Source organism: Metabacillus sp. RB-C-LZQ-3-1, assembly GCF_058315175.1.
Window position 1 is genome coordinate 17,925 of record NZ_JBZFLI010000024.1, and the last position, 18,417, is coordinate 36,341.

The 18,417-nt window shown below is 36.7% G+C and carries 18 protein-coding genes and 2 tRNA genes; all 20 read left to right on the forward strand.

Annotated elements, in window-relative coordinates:
• The first annotated feature begins 360 nt into the window (after positions 1-360).
• The 20 genes from ispE (at position 361) to AC4GZ8_RS23505 (ending at position 18,398) form a co-directional block, all read left to right on the forward strand.
• On the forward strand, positions 361-1,230 hold the full coding sequence (ispE, locus tag AC4GZ8_RS23410) for a 4-(cytidine 5'-diphospho)-2-C-methyl-D-erythritol kinase (protein WP_491084293.1): 870 nt from the start codon (positions 361-363) through the stop codon (positions 1,228-1,230).
• Between the two features lie 59 nt (positions 1,231-1,289).
• Positions 1,290-2,138: a pur operon repressor gene (purR, locus tag AC4GZ8_RS23415; protein ID WP_491084294.1), complete on the forward strand. Its 849-nt coding sequence runs from the start codon at positions 1,290-1,292 to the stop codon at positions 2,136-2,138.
• Positions 2,138-2,512 (forward strand): RidA family protein, encoded by a 375-nt coding sequence (locus AC4GZ8_RS23420; protein ID WP_491084295.1) that lies wholly within the window; start codon positions 2,138-2,140, stop codon positions 2,510-2,512. The genes purR and AC4GZ8_RS23420 overlap by 1 nt, the downstream gene beginning before the upstream one ends.
• A 248-nt stretch (positions 2,513-2,760) precedes the next feature.
• On the forward strand, positions 2,761-3,051 hold the full coding sequence (spoVG, locus tag AC4GZ8_RS23425) for a septation regulator SpoVG (RefSeq protein ID WP_026562422.1): 291 nt from the start codon (positions 2,761-2,763) through the stop codon (positions 3,049-3,051).
• 322 nt (positions 3,052-3,373) lie between these two features.
• Complete coding sequence (gene glmU / locus AC4GZ8_RS23430) at positions 3,374-4,750, forward strand: bifunctional UDP-N-acetylglucosamine diphosphorylase/glucosamine-1-phosphate N-acetyltransferase GlmU (protein WP_491084296.1); 1,377 nt, start codon at positions 3,374-3,376, stop codon at positions 4,748-4,750.
• A gap of 18 nt (positions 4,751-4,768) precedes the next feature.
• On the forward strand, positions 4,769-5,722 hold the full coding sequence (locus tag AC4GZ8_RS23435) for a ribose-phosphate diphosphokinase (RefSeq protein WP_491084297.1): 954 nt from the start codon (positions 4,769-4,771) through the stop codon (positions 5,720-5,722).
• Between the two features lie 199 nt (positions 5,723-5,921).
• On the forward strand, positions 5,922-6,539 hold the full coding sequence (locus AC4GZ8_RS23440; RefSeq protein ID WP_491084298.1) for a 50S ribosomal protein L25/general stress protein Ctc: 618 nt from the start codon (positions 5,922-5,924) through the stop codon (positions 6,537-6,539).
• Positions 6,540-6,843: 304 nt separating this feature from the next.
• On the forward strand, positions 6,844-7,401 hold the full coding sequence (pth, locus tag AC4GZ8_RS23445) for an aminoacyl-tRNA hydrolase (protein WP_491084299.1): 558 nt from the start codon (positions 6,844-6,846) through the stop codon (positions 7,399-7,401).
• A gap of 107 nt (positions 7,402-7,508) precedes the next feature.
• Positions 7,509-7,739: an anti-sigma-F factor Fin gene (gene fin / locus AC4GZ8_RS23450; protein ID WP_491084300.1), complete on the forward strand. Its 231-nt coding sequence runs from the start codon at positions 7,509-7,511 to the stop codon at positions 7,737-7,739.
• 196 nt (positions 7,740-7,935) lie between these two features.
• Positions 7,936-11,466 (forward strand): transcription-repair coupling factor, encoded by a 3,531-nt coding sequence (gene mfd / locus AC4GZ8_RS23455; protein ID WP_491084301.1) that lies wholly within the window; start codon positions 7,936-7,938, stop codon positions 11,464-11,466.
• 232 nt (positions 11,467-11,698) lie between these two features.
• A complete protein-coding gene (spoVT, locus tag AC4GZ8_RS23460) occupies positions 11,699-12,235 on the forward strand; it encodes a stage V sporulation protein T (RefSeq protein WP_491084302.1) in 537 nt (178 codons plus the stop codon).
• Between the two features lie 280 nt (positions 12,236-12,515).
• On the forward strand, positions 12,516-14,102 hold the full coding sequence (locus AC4GZ8_RS23465) for a putative polysaccharide biosynthesis protein (RefSeq protein WP_491084303.1): 1,587 nt from the start codon (positions 12,516-12,518) through the stop codon (positions 14,100-14,102).
• Positions 14,099-15,565 carry a bifunctional methyltransferase/pyrophosphohydrolase YabN gene (gene yabN, locus AC4GZ8_RS23470; RefSeq protein ID WP_491084304.1) on the forward strand — a complete coding sequence of 489 codons (1,467 nt, stop codon included), beginning with the start codon at positions 14,099-14,101 and terminating at the stop codon, positions 15,563-15,565. The genes AC4GZ8_RS23465 and yabN overlap by 4 nt, the downstream gene beginning before the upstream one ends.
• Before the next feature lie 10 nt (positions 15,566-15,575).
• Positions 15,576-15,845 carry an RNA-binding S4 domain-containing protein gene (locus tag AC4GZ8_RS23475; protein WP_491084305.1) on the forward strand — a complete coding sequence of 90 codons (270 nt, stop codon included), beginning with the start codon at positions 15,576-15,578 and terminating at the stop codon, positions 15,843-15,845.
• A gap of 344 nt (positions 15,846-16,189) precedes the next feature.
• Positions 16,190-16,501, forward strand: coding sequence for a sporulation protein YabP (gene yabP, locus AC4GZ8_RS23480; protein ID WP_491084306.1), 312 nt, complete (start codon positions 16,190-16,192; stop codon positions 16,499-16,501).
• Positions 16,498-17,133, forward strand: coding sequence for a spore cortex biosynthesis protein YabQ (yabQ, locus tag AC4GZ8_RS23485; RefSeq protein ID WP_491084307.1), 636 nt, complete (start codon positions 16,498-16,500; stop codon positions 17,131-17,133). Before yabP ends, yabQ begins: the two co-directional genes overlap by 4 nt.
• Before the next feature lie 11 nt (positions 17,134-17,144).
• Entirely contained in the window at positions 17,145-17,513 is a 369-nt protein-coding gene (locus AC4GZ8_RS23490) for a septum formation initiator family protein (RefSeq protein ID WP_491084308.1), read from the forward strand.
• 87 nt (positions 17,514-17,600) lie between these two features.
• A complete protein-coding gene (locus AC4GZ8_RS23495) occupies positions 17,601-18,035 on the forward strand; it encodes a S1 domain-containing RNA-binding protein (protein ID WP_491084309.1) in 435 nt (144 codons plus the stop codon).
• 202 nt (positions 18,036-18,237) lie between these two features.
• Positions 18,238-18,314: transfer RNA gene (locus AC4GZ8_RS23500), tRNA-Met, on the forward strand.
• Positions 18,315-18,326: 12 nt separating this feature from the next.
• Positions 18,327-18,398: transfer RNA gene (locus tag AC4GZ8_RS23505), tRNA-Glu, on the forward strand.
• The last annotated feature ends 19 nt before the right edge of the window (positions 18,399-18,417 follow it).

Consider the following 18,417-nt stretch of genomic DNA (forward strand, 5'->3'; position numbering starts at 1 on the left):
GGAACTTGTATCATCGGTAGTATAAAGATTTTATGCTGAAATAAGGCTTATGCAATAGGCGTGGCAACAAGCCAAGTTTTTTAAGAAAATAAGAAAGTATAAAATTTTGTACTTAAAGTGTCTAGCTCTAGCGCCTAGCCCCGTAAGTAACTGCCTCGAGGTCATAAGCCACAAATGGATTGAAGACAAAGAACGTCTTCTATTCATTTGCGTCTTATTTGCCCGAGGCTAATCATAGCGCTTGCGCTTTTCTTAAGAATCTGTTTCAAATACGATAGAAATGTCGAAAAAAGCAATACGATACCTGCTTTTGTGGTACAATGTTGATACAATTTTAGTTCGTTTAAGTAGGTGACAATGATGCGTGTTTTAGAAAAAGCACCAGCCAAGATAAATTTATCGCTGGATGTCCTTCGCAAACGGGATGACGGTTTCCATGAGGTTAAAATGATCATGACGACGATTGATCTGGCTGATCGTGTTGAATTAGTTGATATTCCCTTGAATGAAATTCGTATAGTTTCACATAATCGGTTTGTACCAGATGATCAGCGAAATTTAGCTTATCAAGCAACAAAGCTTTTGAAGGATCGTTTTAATATTGAAAGAGGTGTGTCTATCTCGATAACGAAAACAATCCCGGTTGCTGCAGGGTTAGCTGGAGGCAGCAGTGATGCGGCAGCAACGTTAAGAGGATTAAATAAGTTATGGGAGCTCGGTTTAACCCTTGATGAACTAGCTGAGCTAGGGGCAGAGATCGGATCGGATGTATCTTTTTGTGTTTATGGAGGAACTGCATTAGCTACCGGTCGCGGTGAAATTATCCAACAAATTGATCCTCCGCCACATTGTTGGGTTGTTCTTGCAAAACCAACAATAGGAGTTTCAACAGCAGATGTTTATCGAAATTTAAATCTTCAAACGATTCAACATCCTGATGTAGATGGGATGATAAATGCCTTACATAGAAATGATTATGAAGAAATTTGTGCTTTAATGGGAAATGTATTAGAAGAAGTTACCTTACGTATGCACCCGGAAGTAGCAAATATCAAAGACCAAATGAAAAGGTTTGGTGCTGATGCTGTATTAATGAGTGGAAGCGGACCAACAGTTTTCGGTTTGGTACAGTATGAGTCACGCTTGCCGCGTGTATATAATGGATTGCGGGGCTTCTGTGATCAGGTTTTTGCTGTTAGGATGCTTGGTGAGCGAAACATCCTTGATTAAATACGGATATTAAGTTATATTTACAATAATAATATTCGGATTTTGGGGGTAACCAGTTCATGAAATTTCGCCGTAGTGGTCGACTTGTTGATATGACAAACTACTTGCTTCATCATCCACATTCTTTAGTACCATTAACATATTTTTCTGAGAAATATCAATCTGCTAAATCATCCATTAGTGAAGACTTAACGATTATTAAAGAAACTTTTGAACAACAAGGGATCGGGACATTATTAACTGTGCCAGGTGCTGCAGGCGGAGTAAAATTTATCCCGAAGGTAGAAGCAAATGAGGCAAAGCAATTTATTGCCGACTTATGTGAGCTTATAGCAAAACCAGAGAGATTACTTCCTGGGGGTTATTTATATTTAACAGACCTTTTAGGAACCCCATCTATCGTAAATAAAATTGGCCGACTTTTTGCAACGGTTTTCAATAACCGGAAAATTGATGTGGTTATGACAGTTGCAACAAAGGGGATTCCATTGGCATATGCCGTAGCAGCACAGTTAGATGTACCTGTTGTCATTGTGAGAAAAGACAGTAAGGTAACAGAAGGTTCGACAGTGAGCATAAACTATGTTTCTGGATCATCAAAGCGAATTCAAACAATGTTGCTTGCAAAGCGCAGCTTAAAAGAAGGCTCTAATGTTCTCATTATTGATGACTTCATGAAGGCTGGGGGAACAATCAACGGCATGATTAGCCTCTTAGAAGAATTTAAAGCAACTGTGGCGGGCATTGGTGTTCTAGTGGAAACAGAGGGTGTTGAAGAAAGATTAGTTGATGAATATGTATCATTGGTAAAACTAGCTGACGTTGATGTTCGTGAACGCAATATCCAAGTATCAGAAGGTACCTATTTTCAAATTGTAAATAATGAGGAGATTGGAGAGGATTCTTAATGAAGACAGTTAGTACAAGTCAAGCACCAGCAGCAATTGGACCGTATTCACAAGGAATTATTGTGAACAATCTATTTTACAGCTCAGGTCAAATCCCTCTAACAGCTGAAGGGGACATGATCACAGGGGATATCGAAGCTCAAACCCACCAAGTATTTAAGAACTTAACAGCTGTACTAGAGGAAGCAGGTTCATCTCTAGAAAGTGTTGTAAAAGCAACAGTGTTTCTTCATGATATGAATGATTTTGCCCGGTTTAATGAAGTATACGGACAATATTTCTCTATCCATAAACCAGCACGTTCATGTGTTGAAGTTGCAAGATTACCAAAAGATTCTCTAGTTGAAATTGAAGTCATTGCGTTAGTTAAATAAATGGAAAAGAGTCAATCACAGATGTGGTTGGCTTTTTGTTTTTGCTTTGATGTATAGGGGGAGAATCCCTAAGGCAATAATCGATAAGTGGGATTTGTGCGTGTTTGTCATATTTTTGAAGAAAATAAAATTTTTTGCAATTATTTTGCCTAAAATTAAAAAAAAATTCAAAATAAGGAAGGAATAACAGAAGTAACGTTGAATTTAGTAACTAAAGTTTTTCATATGGGGAAAAGGTGGTGAACAGAATGGAAGTTACAGACGTAAGATTACGCCGCGTAAATACCGAAGGACGTATGAGAGCAATTGCATCTATTACGTTAGATCATGAGTTTGTTGTTCATGACATTCGCGTAATTGATGGTAATAATGGTCTCTTTGTTGCGATGCCAAGTAAGCGCACTCCTGATGGTGAATTCAGAGATATTGCACACCCTATCAATTCTAGTACACGCGGAAAAATTCAAGATGCTGTACTAGCTGAATATCATCGATTAGGTGAATTAGAAGTAGAATTTGAAGAAGCAGGTGCTTCATAAAATAACAAAAGAACTTTGTACAATTGTACAAGGTTCTTTTTTTGATTTTGGGAATAATAAAGTACTATATGAAAGGTTGTTTTTCGACAATATTTTCAAAACTGCTGACAAGAATAATGATTTTCATGTCACACTCACTCGGAAAAGAAAAACTTGTGATAAAATTAGAAATATCATGTACTTTTGTTTGCTGTCTTGAAATACGACTTAAATTAAGATATATTTTTTTATGGATAAAAAGGTTCTGTTTTTTTACGAATAGGAAAAGCCCAGGCTTATTTGGTTTTTTCTAATGATTATTAGCTAATTGGAGGCTTAATAAATGGATAATCGGTATGCAGTTATTTTGGCTGCTGGACAAGGGACACGAATGAAATCCTCACTATATAAAGTATTGCATCCTGTTTGTGGAAAACCAATGGTTCAGCATGTACTAGATCAAGTAACACAATTATCATTGTCGAAAGTTGTCACAATTGTTGGCCATGGGGCAGAAAAAGTGAAATCTGAGCTTAGTGATAAAACAGAGTATGCATTACAAAGTGAACAATTAGGGACGGCTCATGCAGTTATGCAAGCTGCATCATTTCTTGAGAATGAAGAGGGAACAACAATCGTAATCTGTGGTGACACGCCATTAATTACAGCCAATACGATGTCTGCCTTATTAGCACATCATCAAGAAACAAATGCAAAAGCAACGATTCTAACAGCTAATGCAGAAGATCCAACTGGATACGGGCGTATTGTTCGTAATCAAGAGGGAACAGTAGAAAAGATTGTCGAACATAAAGATGCGACTGATGCTGAACGTACGATTACGGAAATTAATACAGGTACATATTGCTTTGACAATAAAGAATTATTCAAGGCATTAAATAATGTTTCAAATGATAATGTTCAAGGAGAATATTATTTACCAGATGTAATTGAAATTTTACAAAAAGAAGGAAAAGTCATTTCAGCGTATCAAACAGCATCATTTGAAGAAACATTAGGAGTAAATGATCGAATTGCGTTATCACAAGCGGAAAAAATAATGAAGCAGCGTATTAATAAAGAGCATATGAGAAATGGTGTGACGATCATAGATCCGGATAATACGTATATTTCTGTTGATGCAAAGATAGGACGTGATACGACTATTTATCCTGGAACAATGATTATTGGTGAAACTGTAATTGGCGAAGAATGTGTAATCGGGCCAAATACAGAAATAAAAAATTGTAACATTGATCATAAAACGACGATCAGACAATCAGTTGCACATGATAGTAAAATTGGCAGCGAAGTACAAATAGGTCCATTTGCACATATTCGTCCTTCTTCTAACATCTCTGATGAAGTGAAGATTGGAAACTTTGTCGAAGTGAAGAAGTCAACAATGGGCAAAGGTAGTAAGGCATCTCATCTAAGCTATATTGGAGATGCTGAGGTTGGATCTGATGTAAACCTTGGATGTGGATCTATTACAGTTAACTATGATGGAAAAAATAAATTCTTAACAAAAATAGAAGATGGTGCTTTTATAGGTTGTAATTCGAATTTAATTGCACCGGTTACAGTTGGAAAAGGAGCATATGTTGCGGCAGGCTCTACTGTAACGAATGATGTACCTGAAAAAGCTTTAACAGTTGCGCGTGCTCGACAAGTAAATAAAGAGAATTATGTCGACCGTTTAAATCATAAAAATTCCTAATGGAGGTTTTCACTTTACATGTCTAATCGCTATGGAGATTCAAATTTAAAAATATTTACACTAAACTCAAATCCTGCATTGGCAAAGGAAATTGCTGATATTGTTGGTGTTGATTTAGGAAAATGTTCTGTTACACGTTTTAGTGATGGAGAGATTCAAATAAACATTGAGGAAAGTATCCGTGGATGTGATGTGTACATTATCCAATCAACTAGTAATCCTGTAAATGAGCATCTCATGGAACTTCTAATTATGATTGATGCTTTGAAGCGTGCATCAGCAAAAACAATAAACATTGTTATTCCTTACTACGGATATGCTAGGCAAGACCGAAAAGCGAGAGCAAGAGAGCCAATTACAGCTAAACTTGTTGCGAACTTACTAGAAACAGCTGGCTCAACACGAGTGATAACATTAGATCTTCATGCACCACAAATTCAAGGGTTCTTTGATATTCCAATTGATCACTTGATGGGAGTACCGATCTTAGGTGAATATTTCTTAGGTAAAAATCTAGAAGATATCGTTATTGTTTCTCCTGACCATGGTGGTGTAACAAGAGCTCGTAAATTAGCCGATAAGTTAAAAGCTCCTATTGCGATTATTGACAAAAGACGTCCAAGACCAAATGTGGCAGAGGTTATGAATATTGTTGGTCATATTGAAGGTAAAACAGCAATCCTGATTGATGATATCATTGATACAGCCGGGACAATTACATTAGCTGCAAATGCTCTAGAGGAGAATGGAGCTAAGGCTGTTTATGCTTGCTGTACACATCCTGTTCTATCAGGACCAGCAATTGACAGAATCGCTAATTCTAAAATTAAAGAATTAGTTGTGACAAATTCAATTCTACTTCCTGAAGAAAAAAGAATCGATAAGCTAGTAGAACTTTCAGTTGCTCCGCTTATTGGAGAAGCGATCATTCGAGTACATGAAAAGCAATCAGTAAGTTTACTTTTTGATTAATATCATATAAAAAGCCTATTTAATCCTTATTTCTATTAAAAGAATAAAGGTATTGAATAGGCTTTTTGGTATCAGTTGCACAAAAACTCCCTCAAAAAAACGCACTGCTGCTGTTCTATAATTTAAAGAAAAATGTTTATACCTTTCTCGTTATGGGCAAACAATATATATGAACGAATACCGTTAGGAAGGTGTAAATATGACAACATTACAAGCAATTAAAAGAACAGAGTTTACTAATTCAGCAAAAAGAAAAGTACGTGAATCTGGTAAGGTTCCAGCTATTATCTATGGTAAGGCTAAAGAAAGCCAGCCAGTAGCACTAGATAGTATAGAATTAATTAAAACCCTCAGAGAAGAAGGGAAAAATACCGTTCTTCACTTAGATGTAGATGGATCATCACACGCTGTTATGTTGTATGATATGCAAACAGATCCGTTAAAAAATGAAATCATCCATGCTGATTTTCATATTGTGGACATGCATGCAGATGTTGAGGTTCAAGTACCCGTTCATTTAATTGGAGAAGCGCAAGGTGTCAAAGACGGAGGCGTATTGCAGCAATCATTACATGAAGTGACCATTACAGCCAAACCAGGTAGCATCCCTCAATCTATAGATGTAGACATTGCAAATTTAGGTGTGAATGAAACTCTCTATATTAAAGATCTCTCAACAAGTCAAAATTATCAATTTGTTCAAGATGAGGAACAGGTTATTGCTTCTATTTTACCTCCACAACAGGAAGAAGAAATTGATAATGGAGAGGAGCAAGAGCCAGGACAACCAGAGAATGAAGAAGGTCGGGAAGAGTAAAATAAAACGAGACTTATCGAATCTTTACGAGCAATTATCCCCTGCCTATCTTCTCTAGAATCTTAAGGTGGGTTTAACTGCCTGTTGAGAATAGGATAAATAAAATAGAACCAAAATAGTGTCAGTCTTTTATCTGCCTTTATATAGATCTTTATTTTCTATATTTTAAGGAAATGGAGGCTGGCACTTTACTTTTATGGAAAGAATTTATATGCTAAATAGGATAATATGAAAAATACTAAACGAATATTAGATTCTAATGATTTTTGAATAGATAATCTTTTTTTAGATGAGGAGGGTGTTTATGAAGCTCATCATTGGGCTTGGAAACCCTGGGAGACAGTATGAAGATACCAGGCATAATGTTGGATTTAAAGTGATTGATAAGCTATCTGAGGACTTAGCTATTCCTCTTGATCGGCAAAAATTTAACGGGGTATATGGTATAGGTCATATTTCCGGAGAGAAAGTCATATTATTAAAACCACTTACATACATGAATTTATCAGGGGAATGCATTCGCCCTTTAATGGATTTCTATGATATAAGTGCAGAAGAAATCGTTGTCATATATGATGATCTAGATCTTCCGGTTGGAAAAATCCGATTAAGATCTAAAGGAAGTGCTGGCGGACATAATGGAATTAAATCTATGATTCTTCACTTAGGAACACAAGAGTTCAACCGCATACGAGTAGGAATTGATCGTCCGGTAAATGGAATGAAAATCACTGACTATGTGTTAGGAAAATTCACTAATGAAGAAATAGAAGATATCAATCAAGCGATTGATAATAGTTCGAAGGCTTGTGAAAGCTGGATTCAAAAGAGCTTTGTTCAAGTGATGAATGAATATAACTAAATAAGACTCTAGTTAACATTTTGCTCATCTTAATCGACAGTACGTATAGTCTCTTTTAAAAAGGATCATAATAGACATAAAACATTCCTTTTTACAGGAGGCAAATGATGGCTTTGCATTATTATTGTAGACACTGTGGAGTAAAGGTAGGTAGCCTTGATAATATCTCCGTTTCTAGTGAACAGCTGGGTTTTCATCATTTAACACATGATGAACGGCAAGAGATGATTACATATGAGCAAAATGGTGATATGCACATTAAAACGATTTGCGAGGATTGTCAGGATGCATTACATAGAAACCCTGATTTTCATCAAGTGGAGCACTTCATTCAGTAAGAGCTTTGGGTGACACCCAAAGCGTTTTTCTGTTTGCCTCTCCACTGCCGATAGAAGAATGGTTTTTAAAGAGATACATTTATACGAATGATATAATTGTTGATACCATGAAAATTTGCTATGCGGAGCAAAAATTAACAAACATTGCTTAATTAAAAAAGGAAAAAGAATGCAAATATTGAGAGGGGGGCTGAGCTTGAAAAGTTTACAGCAGTTTTTTTATGATAATGATGATTTTAAAACAATTGTATCTGGCATTGAAGAAGGTCTAAAAGAACAACTTGTCGCAGGTCTTTCTGGTTCAGCAAGAACAGTTTTTACGGCTTCACTCTATCGTGAATTAAATAAATCGATCTTAATTGTGACACATAACCTCTTCCAAGCTCAAAAGGTTTATGAGGATTTAATAAACTTAATTAAAGATGATGTTTATCTTTATCCTGTCAATGATTTAATAGCCTCTGAGGTTGCTGTAGCGAGTCCTGAGTTAAAAGCACAAAGAATCGAAGTTTTAAATCAATTGTCAGCAGGCAAAACTTCAATCGTAGTAGCTCCGGTCGCAGGGATAAGAAGATTACTACCACCAAAATCGCTTTGGAAACAAAAGCAATTTACATTGTCTTTAGGACAAGATATAGACTTAGATGAATATATTCAGCAATTTATCTCATTAGGATATGAACGAGTTGATATGGTCAGTTCTCCGGGAGAATTCAGTGTCCGTGGAGGGATTATTGATATTTATCCTCTTACTGAAGACCATGCGATAAGAATTGAATTATTTGATACCGAAATTGATTCAATTAGATCGTTTAATATAGAAGACCAAAGATCAATTAAGATGTTAAAAAGTGTTATGATCGGTCCTGCTGTGGAAATGATTGTAACGGATGAATCAAGAGAAAGATGTATCCAAAAAGTAGAAGAGGGACTGGCCAAAAGTCTCAAAAAAATGAAGAGTGAACAGCAAAAGGAAATGCTTATTGAGAATATTCAATATGATATCGAACGATTACGTAACAATCAGCTAACACAGGATATGTTTAAGTTCTCATCTCTCTTCTATGAACCGCCTGCTAGTTTACTAGATTATTTTCCAGTAGATTCCATGGTGATTCTTGATGAAATAAGCAGAATCCATGAGACATATGATCAGTTAGAACGTGAAGAAGCAGAGTGGTTTACTGGTTTGCTAGAGGAAGGTAAGATTTTTCAGGATGTGAAAATGTCGCATTCTTATATGGAAGTTATGTCAAAGAGCAAGCATCCTTCCATTTATCTTTCCCTATTTCTAAGGCATGTACCACATACTAGTCCTCAAAATATACTAAATCTATCTTGCAAACAAATGCAAAGCTTCCATGGCCAAATGAATGTGCTGAAAAATGAGTTGGAGCGTTGGGAGAAAGCACAGTTTTCGGTTGCATTTTTAGGTGTAAATGAGGAAAGGACAAAAAAGCTTCAAGATGTATTAGAAGACTATGAAATTGAGGCTAAGATTTTAGGGGAAGATGAATTTCTGCAAGCTGGAAAAATCTCGATTGTTGAAGGGGATTTGCAAACAGGCTTTGAACTCCCAATGCAAAAATTAGCTATTATTACAGAAGAAGAGCTGTTTAAGAAGAGAGTCAAAAAGCAGGTTAGAAGACAAAAGCTTTCAAATGCTGAGCGGATTAAGAGTTACTCGGAGTTGGAAATTGGGGACTATGTTGTTCATGTTAATCATGGGATAGGGAAATACCTTGGAATTGAAACACTTGAGATTAACGGGATTCATAAGGATTACTTAAATATTCGATACCAAGGTAGTGACCAGCTTTATGTTCCTGTTGATCAAATTGATCAAGTTCAAAAATATGTGGGCTCTGAAGGAAAAGAGCCGAAAATTTATAAATTAGGTGGAAATGACTGGCGTAGAGTGAAGAAGAAGGTTGAGTCTTCTGTACAGGATATTGCAGACGATTTAATCAAACTATACGCTGAGCGGGAAGCAAGTGAAGGCTTTGCCTTTTCTCCTGATGGTGAAATGCAAAAAGAATTCGAACTAGCATTTCCTTACCAAGAAACCGAGGACCAAATTCGTTCCATTGCAGAGATTAAAAAGGATATGGAAAGACTTCGCCCAATGGACCGCTTATTATGTGGAGATGTAGGGTATGGAAAAACAGAGGTTGCGATTCGAGCTGCGTTTAAGGCAATAGCTGATGGGAAACAAGTCGCATTGCTTGTACCAACAACTATTTTAGCTCAACAGCATTATGAAACAGTTCGAGAGCGTTTCCAGGATTACCCTATTAATGTGGGCCTACTGAGCCGTTTTAGAACAAGAAAAGAAATTAATGAGACAACAAAAGGGTTAAGTAATGGAACCGTTGATATGGTTATAGGAACCCATCGTCTGCTTTCAAAGGACATTAAGTACAAGGATTTAGGATTACTTATTATTGATGAAGAGCAACGATTTGGAGTAACACATAAAGAAAAAATAAAGCAATTAAAAGCAAATGTAGATGTGCTTACATTAACGGCAACGCCAATTCCAAGAACATTACATATGTCAATGCTTGGAGTAAGAGATTTATCAGTTATCGAAACACCGCCTGAAAATCGCTTTCCAGTTCAGACATATGTTGTAGAGTACAATGGGGCATTAGTAAGAGAAGCAATTGAAAGAGAAATGGCTCGTGGTGGTCAAGTGTTTTTCTTATATAATCGTGTTGAAGATATAGACCGGAAAGCAGAGGAAATATCGATGCTTGTACCTGATGCAAGGGTTACCTTTGCTCATGGGAAAATGACTGAAAATGAACTTGAATCAGTCATGCTGAGCTTCCTTGAGGGAGAATATGATGTGCTGGTAAGTACGACGATTATCGAAACAGGTGTAGATATCCCTAATGTTAATACATTAATTGTGAATGATGCAGATAAAATGGGATTATCACAGCTTTATCAGCTCCGTGGCAGGGTTGGACGATCTAATCGAGTCGCATATGCGTATTTTACTTACAGAAAAGATAAAGTCTTAACAGAGGTTGCAGAGAAACGATTACAAGCAATAAAGGAATTCACTGAGCTTGGTTCAGGGTTTAAAATCGCGATGAGGGACCTTTCCATTAGAGGAGCCGGGAATCTATTAGGCGCTCAACAGCATGGTTTTATTGATTCTGTTGGGTTTGATTTATACTCTCAAATGCTAAAAGAAGCTATTGAAGAAAGACAAATAGATAAGCCTAAGCAGAAGAAGATTGATGTGGAAATTGATCTCCAGGTTGATGCTTATCTTCCACAGACATATATAACGGATGGACGTCAAAAAATTGATATGTATAAACGCTTTAGATCAATTACAGAATTACAAGAACTAGAAGAGTTACAGGAAGAAATGATCGACCGATTTGGAGAATATCCAGTTGAAGTCGAGTACCTCTTCAAGATTGCAAAAATTAAGGTTTTTGCTATTCAGGAACGAGTGGAACTCATTAAGCAAGAAAAAGAAACAATTATTATGCTTATAGAAGATGAAGCAAGTAATCAAATTGATGGCCAAAAGCTGTTTGATTTAAGTAATAAATATCCTCGAATTGTCGGGTTAGGAATGGAAGGCAGCAGGTTAAAGTTAACGGTTAATACAAAAGGTCTTGATGTACCGAAATGGCTGGCAATCGTTACAGATCTTTTAAATGGTCTTTCACAGGTAAAAAAAGAAGAAATCCCAGCGAAATAAGTTTAAAAAATGTATTTAAAGGCAAATCTTATTAGTTGCTTTTTATTTTCTCCTTAAAAAATCCGGTTAAGGATGTATATTACACGATTGGTGAAGGATACTAATTTCAACAAAAGGTGATTGTTACATAGAAAGAAAAATTCCTGTCATAAATGATTATTATTTTTATACTTACAAGCAGGATCAACAATCATCAATTTCCTATCATCCGATGAAAGTGAGGCAACATAAGATGAAAGCAACTGGTATTGTTCGTCGCATTGATGATTTAGGTCGCGTAGTAATCCCGAAGGAAATACGTAGAACTCTACGAATTCGGGAAGGAGATCCTTTAGAAATATTTGTAGATCGCGATGGTGAAGTTATTTTAAAGAAATATTCACCAATTAGCGAGCTAAGCGATTTTTCTAAAGAATATGCCGATGCCCTATACGATAGTTTAGGACATCCAGTATTAATCTGTGATAGAGACACATTCATTGCTGTATCCGGCGGCTCTAAAAAAGAATACTTAAACAAGAACATTAGTGAAGTTGTCGAGAAGGTAATGGAGGAAAGAAATTCAGTTCTCAAAACCGATGCAGGAGACATGCAAATCGTTGAAGGTTTAAGCGAGGATATTAAATCATATACAATTGGACCAATCGTGGCAAATGGGGACCCAATTGGAGCTGTTATCATTCTTTCCAAGGAGCAGTCGATTGGAGAGGTTGAACACAAGGCAGTTGAAACAGCTGCAGGATTTTTAGCTCGCCAAATGGAGCAATAAGGAAGAGGTAGCGATATCGCTACCTCTTTTTATGAGTTTTTAATTATACGCTTGTCGTGGCTAAACGAGGCGCTTGCGCTTTAGTTCTCGTTGTTAAGTAATAGTTAGCGCTTGACATCCAGCTCCAGCGCCTAGCTCCTCGAGTCATAAGCCACAAATGAATTGAAGACAAAGAACGTCTTCTATTCATTTGCGTCTTATGCTTGTCGGAGCTAAACAAGGCGCTTGCGCTTTTGTCTATGCTATAATTGCACATAGGGGTTGTTTGAGAGGAGTTAGAATGAACACCGAAAAAAAACATATGAAAATAGCCTTGCGGGGGGTCGTCATCCTTACGATTGCAGGGTTAGTTACAAAAGTATTAAGTGCAGTTTATCGTGTTCCCTATCAAAATATCGTAGGGGATATTGGTTTTTATATTTATCAGCAGGTGTATCCTTTTTATGGAATGAGTGTTGTTTTAGCAACTTCAGGCTTTCCTGTTATGATATCAAAGGTAATGAGTGACTTGGGGCACGGGAAATCTGAGCAAGTTCGCTCAAAAATTATGTCCATAACAATGATATACCTTACGATCTTTGGGAGCCTATTGTTTTTACTTCTTTACATATATGCCAATCCTATCTCTGCTATTATGGGGGATATGCAATTAGCACCTCTTATAAAAATAGCATCTATATCATTCTTGTTAGTTCCTTTTGTATCATTACTAAGAGGATATTTTCAATATGAGCAGAATATGCAACCAACTGCTATATCACAAGTGGTTGAACAAGGCATTCGAGTTTCTTTTATTTTGATAAGCTCTTATCTTTTCATTCATTTGGGATTTGATCTCTATACAGCTGGATGGGGGGCTTTATTATCGTCTGTCATAGGAAGTTTAGCGGGACTTCTTATCCTTCTTTTAATGTGGAGACGAAACCGAAGAAGCCGAATATTACAATGGAATGTGTCGGCTTCAATTCAAACTAGAGATATTGTAACAACCTTAATAAAATACAGTTTTACCTTTGGGATAAGCAGCTTATTGCTTATTCTCATTCAGTTAGTTGATGCATTACATTTATATGCTTTATTACTTCATATTGGAATGGATGAGGAACTTGCAAAGGTAGCAAAGGGTGTGTATGACAGAGGACAGCCCTTAATTCAATTAGGTACAGTTGTGGCAACGTCTTTTGCATTATCCCTTGTTCCCGCTATAGCCCAAGCAAAACTGCAACACAATGAGGATTTTATAAAGGAAAAGCTACAACTTTCTTTAAAATTATGTTTAGTTATCGGAGCAGGAGCAACTGGAGGATTAATTGCGTTAATAGAGCCGATTAATATGATGCTTTTTAAAGATGCTTCCGGGTCAGGCGTACTTATGATCTTAAGTTGTTCTATTATATTTACTTCAATATGCCTGACAATGTTTGCTATTTTGCAAGGTTTAGGCTATACATTTGTGCCTGCAATAGCAGTTTTGCTCGGTGTGAGCTTTAAATACTTTGGAAATTTAGTGCTTATTCCAAAGTATGCTGTAATGGGAGCAGCTATATCGAGTTTAGTAGCATATTTCATTGTTGCTTTGGTCATGATGGTATTCATAAAAGCGAAAGGTTTTTCTTTCTCATACTTAAAAACATTTGGTCAGATAGGAATTTCAATTTTTATTATGGTTATTATTCTCAAGTTAGGGCTGGCTCTTGTAGGTGCTGAAACTCGTGCACACTCATCAATGATTGCTTTAATCGGAGTATTAATAGGCGGAATTCTTTATGTGATAACGATTTTGAAAATAGAGGTATTTTCCCATACAGAGATTCAATATATTCCTGTAATAAAAAACTTTTCAAATAGAAAAGAGGTACATAGATGACAAAAGAAATAACAATTGTAGGACTAGGGGCAGGGGATCTGAACCAATTGCCTTATGGTGTTTATCGATTATTAACTCAATCGAAGCAGCTTTTTTTGCGAACGAAGGAGCATCCGGTGATAAGTGAGTTAGGGGATCAGATACACTATGAATCCTTTGATGTCATTTATGAGGAAAATGATGATTTTGATCAAGTATATACATCGATTGTTGAAAATCTCCTTACAAAAGCAAATGAAATGGATTTAATATATGCCGTACCAGGTCATCCGCTTGTTGCTGAAAAAACGGTTCAGCTTCTTTTAAAAGAAGGAAGAGAAAAAGGGTATACAGTTAAAATAGAGGGAGGTCAAAGCTTTTTAGATTCCACTTTCCAAGCATTAGAGATTGATCCTGTGGAAGGATTCCAACTTGTTGATGCATTTGATTTAAAAAGAGATATGCTTCAGCTAAAGGGACATGTCATTATCACACAAGTTTATGATCAAATCATTGCTTCAGAAGTCAAGCTGACGTTAATGGAGCAATTACCAGATGATTATAAAATTAAGATTGTTACAGCTGCAGGCAGTAGTTTTCAGGAATTAAAAGAAATTGAGCTCTATGAATTAGATCGCGAAACAACGATCAATAATTTAACAAGCATTTATGTTCCACCTGTTAAGGATGAAACAATTCTCTATCATCAATTTTCTTCCTTCCGGGAGATTATTGCTGAGTTACGGGGACCAAATGGTTGTCCTTGGGATAAAGAACAAACACATCAATCCTTGAAGAAGTATCTCATTGAAGAATGCTATGAATTATTAGAGGCGATTGACAAGGATGATATTGATCATATCATTGAAGAGCTAGGAGATGTATTATTACAGGTCGTTCTTCATGCACAAATTGGTGAGGATGAAGGGATGTTTTCCATTGATGAAGTGATTAGAGGAGTAGCCGAAAAAATGGTTCGTCGACACCCTCATGTTTTTGGGAACCACTCTGTTTCTGACTCAAATGAAGTCCTAGCGAATTGGGAAGAAATAAAGCGGAAAGAGAAGGGGACACGAGAAGATCAATCTGTATTAGATGCTGTTGCATCTTCACTTCCAGCACTATCTAAAGCCTATCATTTACAAAAGAAGGCGGCAAAGGTTGGTTTTGATTGGCCTTCAGTTGAAGGAGCTTGGGAGAAGGTAAAAGAGGAACTAAAAGAATTTGAGGAAGAACTTGCTGTGAATAACGATCAGCAGTTCATTATGAAAGAGTTTGGTGACCTCTTATTTGCATTTGTGAATGTGGGAAGACATTATAAGATCGAGCCTGAGGAAGCATTATCTTCAACAAATGTAAAATTCTTTGATCGGTTTAGATACATAGAAAAGATGGCTCATGAACGTCATCAAGAACTTCAGAATATGTCATTAGAAGAGATGGATTACTATTGGAATGAAGCGAAAAAACTAGATAAAGAATGAGGGATGTAAGATGAGATTAGATAAATTTTTAAAGGTTTCAAGATTAATAAAAAGAAGAACATTAGCAAAAGAAATAGCAGACCAAGGGAGAATTTCAATAAATGGAACATCAGGAAAGGCAAGCTCCAATGTAAAAGTTGGTGACGAGCTTGTTATTCGTTTTGGGCAAAAGCTAGTGACTGTCGTCATTGAAGACCTCAAGGAAACCACTAGAAAGGAAGAGGCATCAAATCTTTATCGAGTGGTGAAGGAAGAAAAGATCGAGCAAGAATCTTTATAAGTGGTGGTCTTAATGTCTGCCTAAGTCTGATCAAGGCGCTTGCGTATTTCTAAAAAGGTAAAAGAGTATTAGTTTTTTATACTTAGTTTTGGGTCTAGCTCCGAAGCACAGGACGTCGCGTATTTTGACTGCCAGCGCCCGGCGAGACTTCCCTCACCCCTCTGTACGATAAGTCAACATCGACTCACTTCGTTCGTCGTGTTTCCTTTATCTCCTACAGGCTCAGTCCAGTCCGTACGTCGCTAAACGGGGCGCTTGCGCTTTTCTAATAGCTTGTTCTAAACCGAATTTAAGGAACATACACATGTAAAAGAAAATCCTTTATTAGAATTCGGAGGTAGAATATGAGCCAATACTATGAAAATAATGCGTCTGTCCATAAAGGTACGATTCAAGAGCATGATGTAATCATGCGAGGCAGGAAGTTGATAGAGATCACAGGGGTAAAGCAGGTTGAAAGCTTTGATAGTGAGGAGTTCTTATTGGATACGGTCATGGGGGCTTTAGCGATACGAGGTCAAAACCTTCAAATGAAAAATTTAGATGTGGATAAAGGAATCGTATCGATAAAGGGGAGTAGAATTTTCGACCTTATTTATCTAGATGAGCAGCATTCGGAGAAAGCTAAAGGACTCTTTAGCAAGTTATTTAAATGAGCTTAACAACACAGTTTTACACTATGCTTGCGATGGTAGGAATGGGTAGTTGGATAGGTGTGGCTCTTGACACATATGGTCGCTTTTTGAAGCGGCCATTGAGGGCTAGATGGGTCGTTTTTATCAATGACTTTATGTTTTGGGTTGTACAGGGGCTAATTCTATTCTATCTTTTGTTACTTGTAAATGAAGGGGAACTTAGGATCTATATCTTCCTTGCCTTATTTTGTGGATATGCCGCATATCAGGGACTATTTAAGCATCTCTATTTAAAGCTGTTAGAATATTTAATAGAGACAAGCATTCGAATATACAGCATCACAATTAAGATCGGACAGCTAATGATTGTTCGGCCAATCCAGGCCTTCATACAACTTTTGATCATAATTGTTCTTGGAATTTTAAAAGTTATATGGAATTTGTTAAAATGGGCTTTTCAATTTCTATATTCATTGGTTAAAATTTTATTAGCACCTGTCAGATGGATAATAGGTTTATTGTGGAAACTTATCCCATTACAATTCAGGCAGTTTCTTACAAGAATTGTTTTTAAAGTAGCAGGATATCTAAAGAAAATCAAGAATACATTGATTAAGCTAAAATTGTGGTGGCAACGTTTAACAAAGAAGTAAGGAGGAGAATGATGAGTCTCGAAAGATCGAAGAAAATTACAGAACTACAATCACAATATGCAATGGACCAAGAGAGACAACAGCAATTGTCCAAAAGGCGGAAAAGAGGCTTGTTTAGGAGACTATTGGTACTGGGAATCTTAGTCATCATCACTTCTTCTGTTATTTTGACCACGTTATTTAGTCAGTCATCAGCAATAAATGAAAAGCTCGAACAAAAAGAAAAGCTCGAAGAAGAATTAGCTGGCTTGGAAAAAGAAGAAAAGCTGTTAAGAGAAGAAATTGTAAAACTTAATGATGATGAGTATATAGCTAAGATTGCAAGACGAGACTATTTTTTATCAGATGATAATGAGATCATCTTCAATATAAAAGAGTAGCCTTGTTGACACTAGATTTTTTATTTATGTATAATATAATAAAGGTTCGAATGATTTTTTATCTGTTTAAGGAGGAGCATTATTTTTATGTCGATTGAAGTTGGCAGCAAGTTACAGGGTAAAGTGACGGGCATTACTAATTTTGGAGCGTTTGTGGAGTTACCAGGCGGATCCACAGGTCTCGTTCACATTAGTGAGGTAGCCGATAATTATGTGAAGGATATTAATGATCACTTAAAAGTCGGTGATGAAGTTACAGTTAAGGTTATAAATGTTGAAAATGATGGTAAAATTGGTTTGTCAATTAAAAAAGCAATAGACCGTCCAGAGCGCCCAGAACGTCCGGAACGCCCTAGAAACTCAGATCGCCCTAGACAACGAGGGAATGATTTCCGTAATAATAACAAAGAAAGCTTTGAACAAAAGATGAATCGTTTCTTAAAAGATAGTGAAGATCGTCTAGCTTCATTAAAGCGCAATACCGAATCAAAACGTGGTGGTCGTGGAGCTAGAAGAGGATAGCTTGCTGCTTTCATATACATTTTGTGTGTAAGGAAAACATGTTCTGCATGTTTTCCTTTTTTAATGCTAAGTAAGCAACAACAAACTCCTAAAGAAATTATAAAAATTTTATAAATTTATATTGACGATAGTCTCAATCGATTGTATTATATATCTTGTGTCTTAAAACAGGTACAAATAAGCGTTGTGTTTTTAAAACTATGGCGGTGTAGCTCAGCTGGCTAGAGCGTACGGTTCATACCCGTGAGGTCGTGGGTTCGATTCCCTCCGCCGCTACCATAGAAAATTTAAGGCCCGTTGGTCAAGCGGTTAAGACACCGCCCTTTCACGGCGGTAACACGGGTTCGAATCCCGTACGGGTCATCAGTATAAAAAACTAGTT

Bases quoted from the DNA above. Each gene is read 5' to 3' on its own strand.
- ispE (WP_491084293.1), top strand. From the start codon at position 361: ATGCGTGTTTTAGAAAAAGCACCAGCCAAGATAAATTTATCGCTGGAT.
- purR (WP_491084294.1), top strand. From the start codon at position 1,290: ATGAAATTTCGCCGTAGTGGTCGACTTGTTGATATGACAAACTACTTG.
- AC4GZ8_RS23420 (WP_491084295.1), top strand. From the start codon at position 2,138: ATGAAGACAGTTAGTACAAGTCAAGCACCAGCAGCAATTGGACCGTAT.
- spoVG (WP_026562422.1), top strand. From the start codon at position 2,761: ATGGAAGTTACAGACGTAAGATTACGCCGCGTAAATACCGAAGGACGT.
- glmU (WP_491084296.1), top strand. From the start codon at position 3,374: ATGGATAATCGGTATGCAGTTATTTTGGCTGCTGGACAAGGGACACGA.
- AC4GZ8_RS23435 (WP_491084297.1), top strand. From the start codon at position 4,769: ATGTCTAATCGCTATGGAGATTCAAATTTAAAAATATTTACACTAAAC.
- AC4GZ8_RS23440 (WP_491084298.1), top strand. From the start codon at position 5,922: ATGACAACATTACAAGCAATTAAAAGAACAGAGTTTACTAATTCAGCA.
- pth (WP_491084299.1), top strand. From the start codon at position 6,844: ATGAAGCTCATCATTGGGCTTGGAAACCCTGGGAGACAGTATGAAGAT.
- fin (WP_491084300.1), top strand. From the start codon at position 7,509: ATGGCTTTGCATTATTATTGTAGACACTGTGGAGTAAAGGTAGGTAGC.
- spoVT (WP_491084302.1), top strand. From the start codon at position 11,699: ATGAAAGCAACTGGTATTGTTCGTCGCATTGATGATTTAGGTCGCGTA.
- AC4GZ8_RS23465 (WP_491084303.1), top strand. From the start codon at position 12,516: ATGAACACCGAAAAAAAACATATGAAAATAGCCTTGCGGGGGGTCGTC.
- yabN (WP_491084304.1), top strand. From the start codon at position 14,099: ATGACAAAAGAAATAACAATTGTAGGACTAGGGGCAGGGGATCTGAAC.
- AC4GZ8_RS23475 (WP_491084305.1), top strand. From the start codon at position 15,576: ATGAGATTAGATAAATTTTTAAAGGTTTCAAGATTAATAAAAAGAAGA.
- yabP (WP_491084306.1), top strand. From the start codon at position 16,190: ATGAGCCAATACTATGAAAATAATGCGTCTGTCCATAAAGGTACGATT.
- yabQ (WP_491084307.1), top strand. From the start codon at position 16,498: ATGAGCTTAACAACACAGTTTTACACTATGCTTGCGATGGTAGGAATG.
- AC4GZ8_RS23490 (WP_491084308.1), top strand. From the start codon at position 17,145: ATGAGTCTCGAAAGATCGAAGAAAATTACAGAACTACAATCACAATAT.
- AC4GZ8_RS23495 (WP_491084309.1), top strand. From the start codon at position 17,601: ATGTCGATTGAAGTTGGCAGCAAGTTACAGGGTAAAGTGACGGGCATT.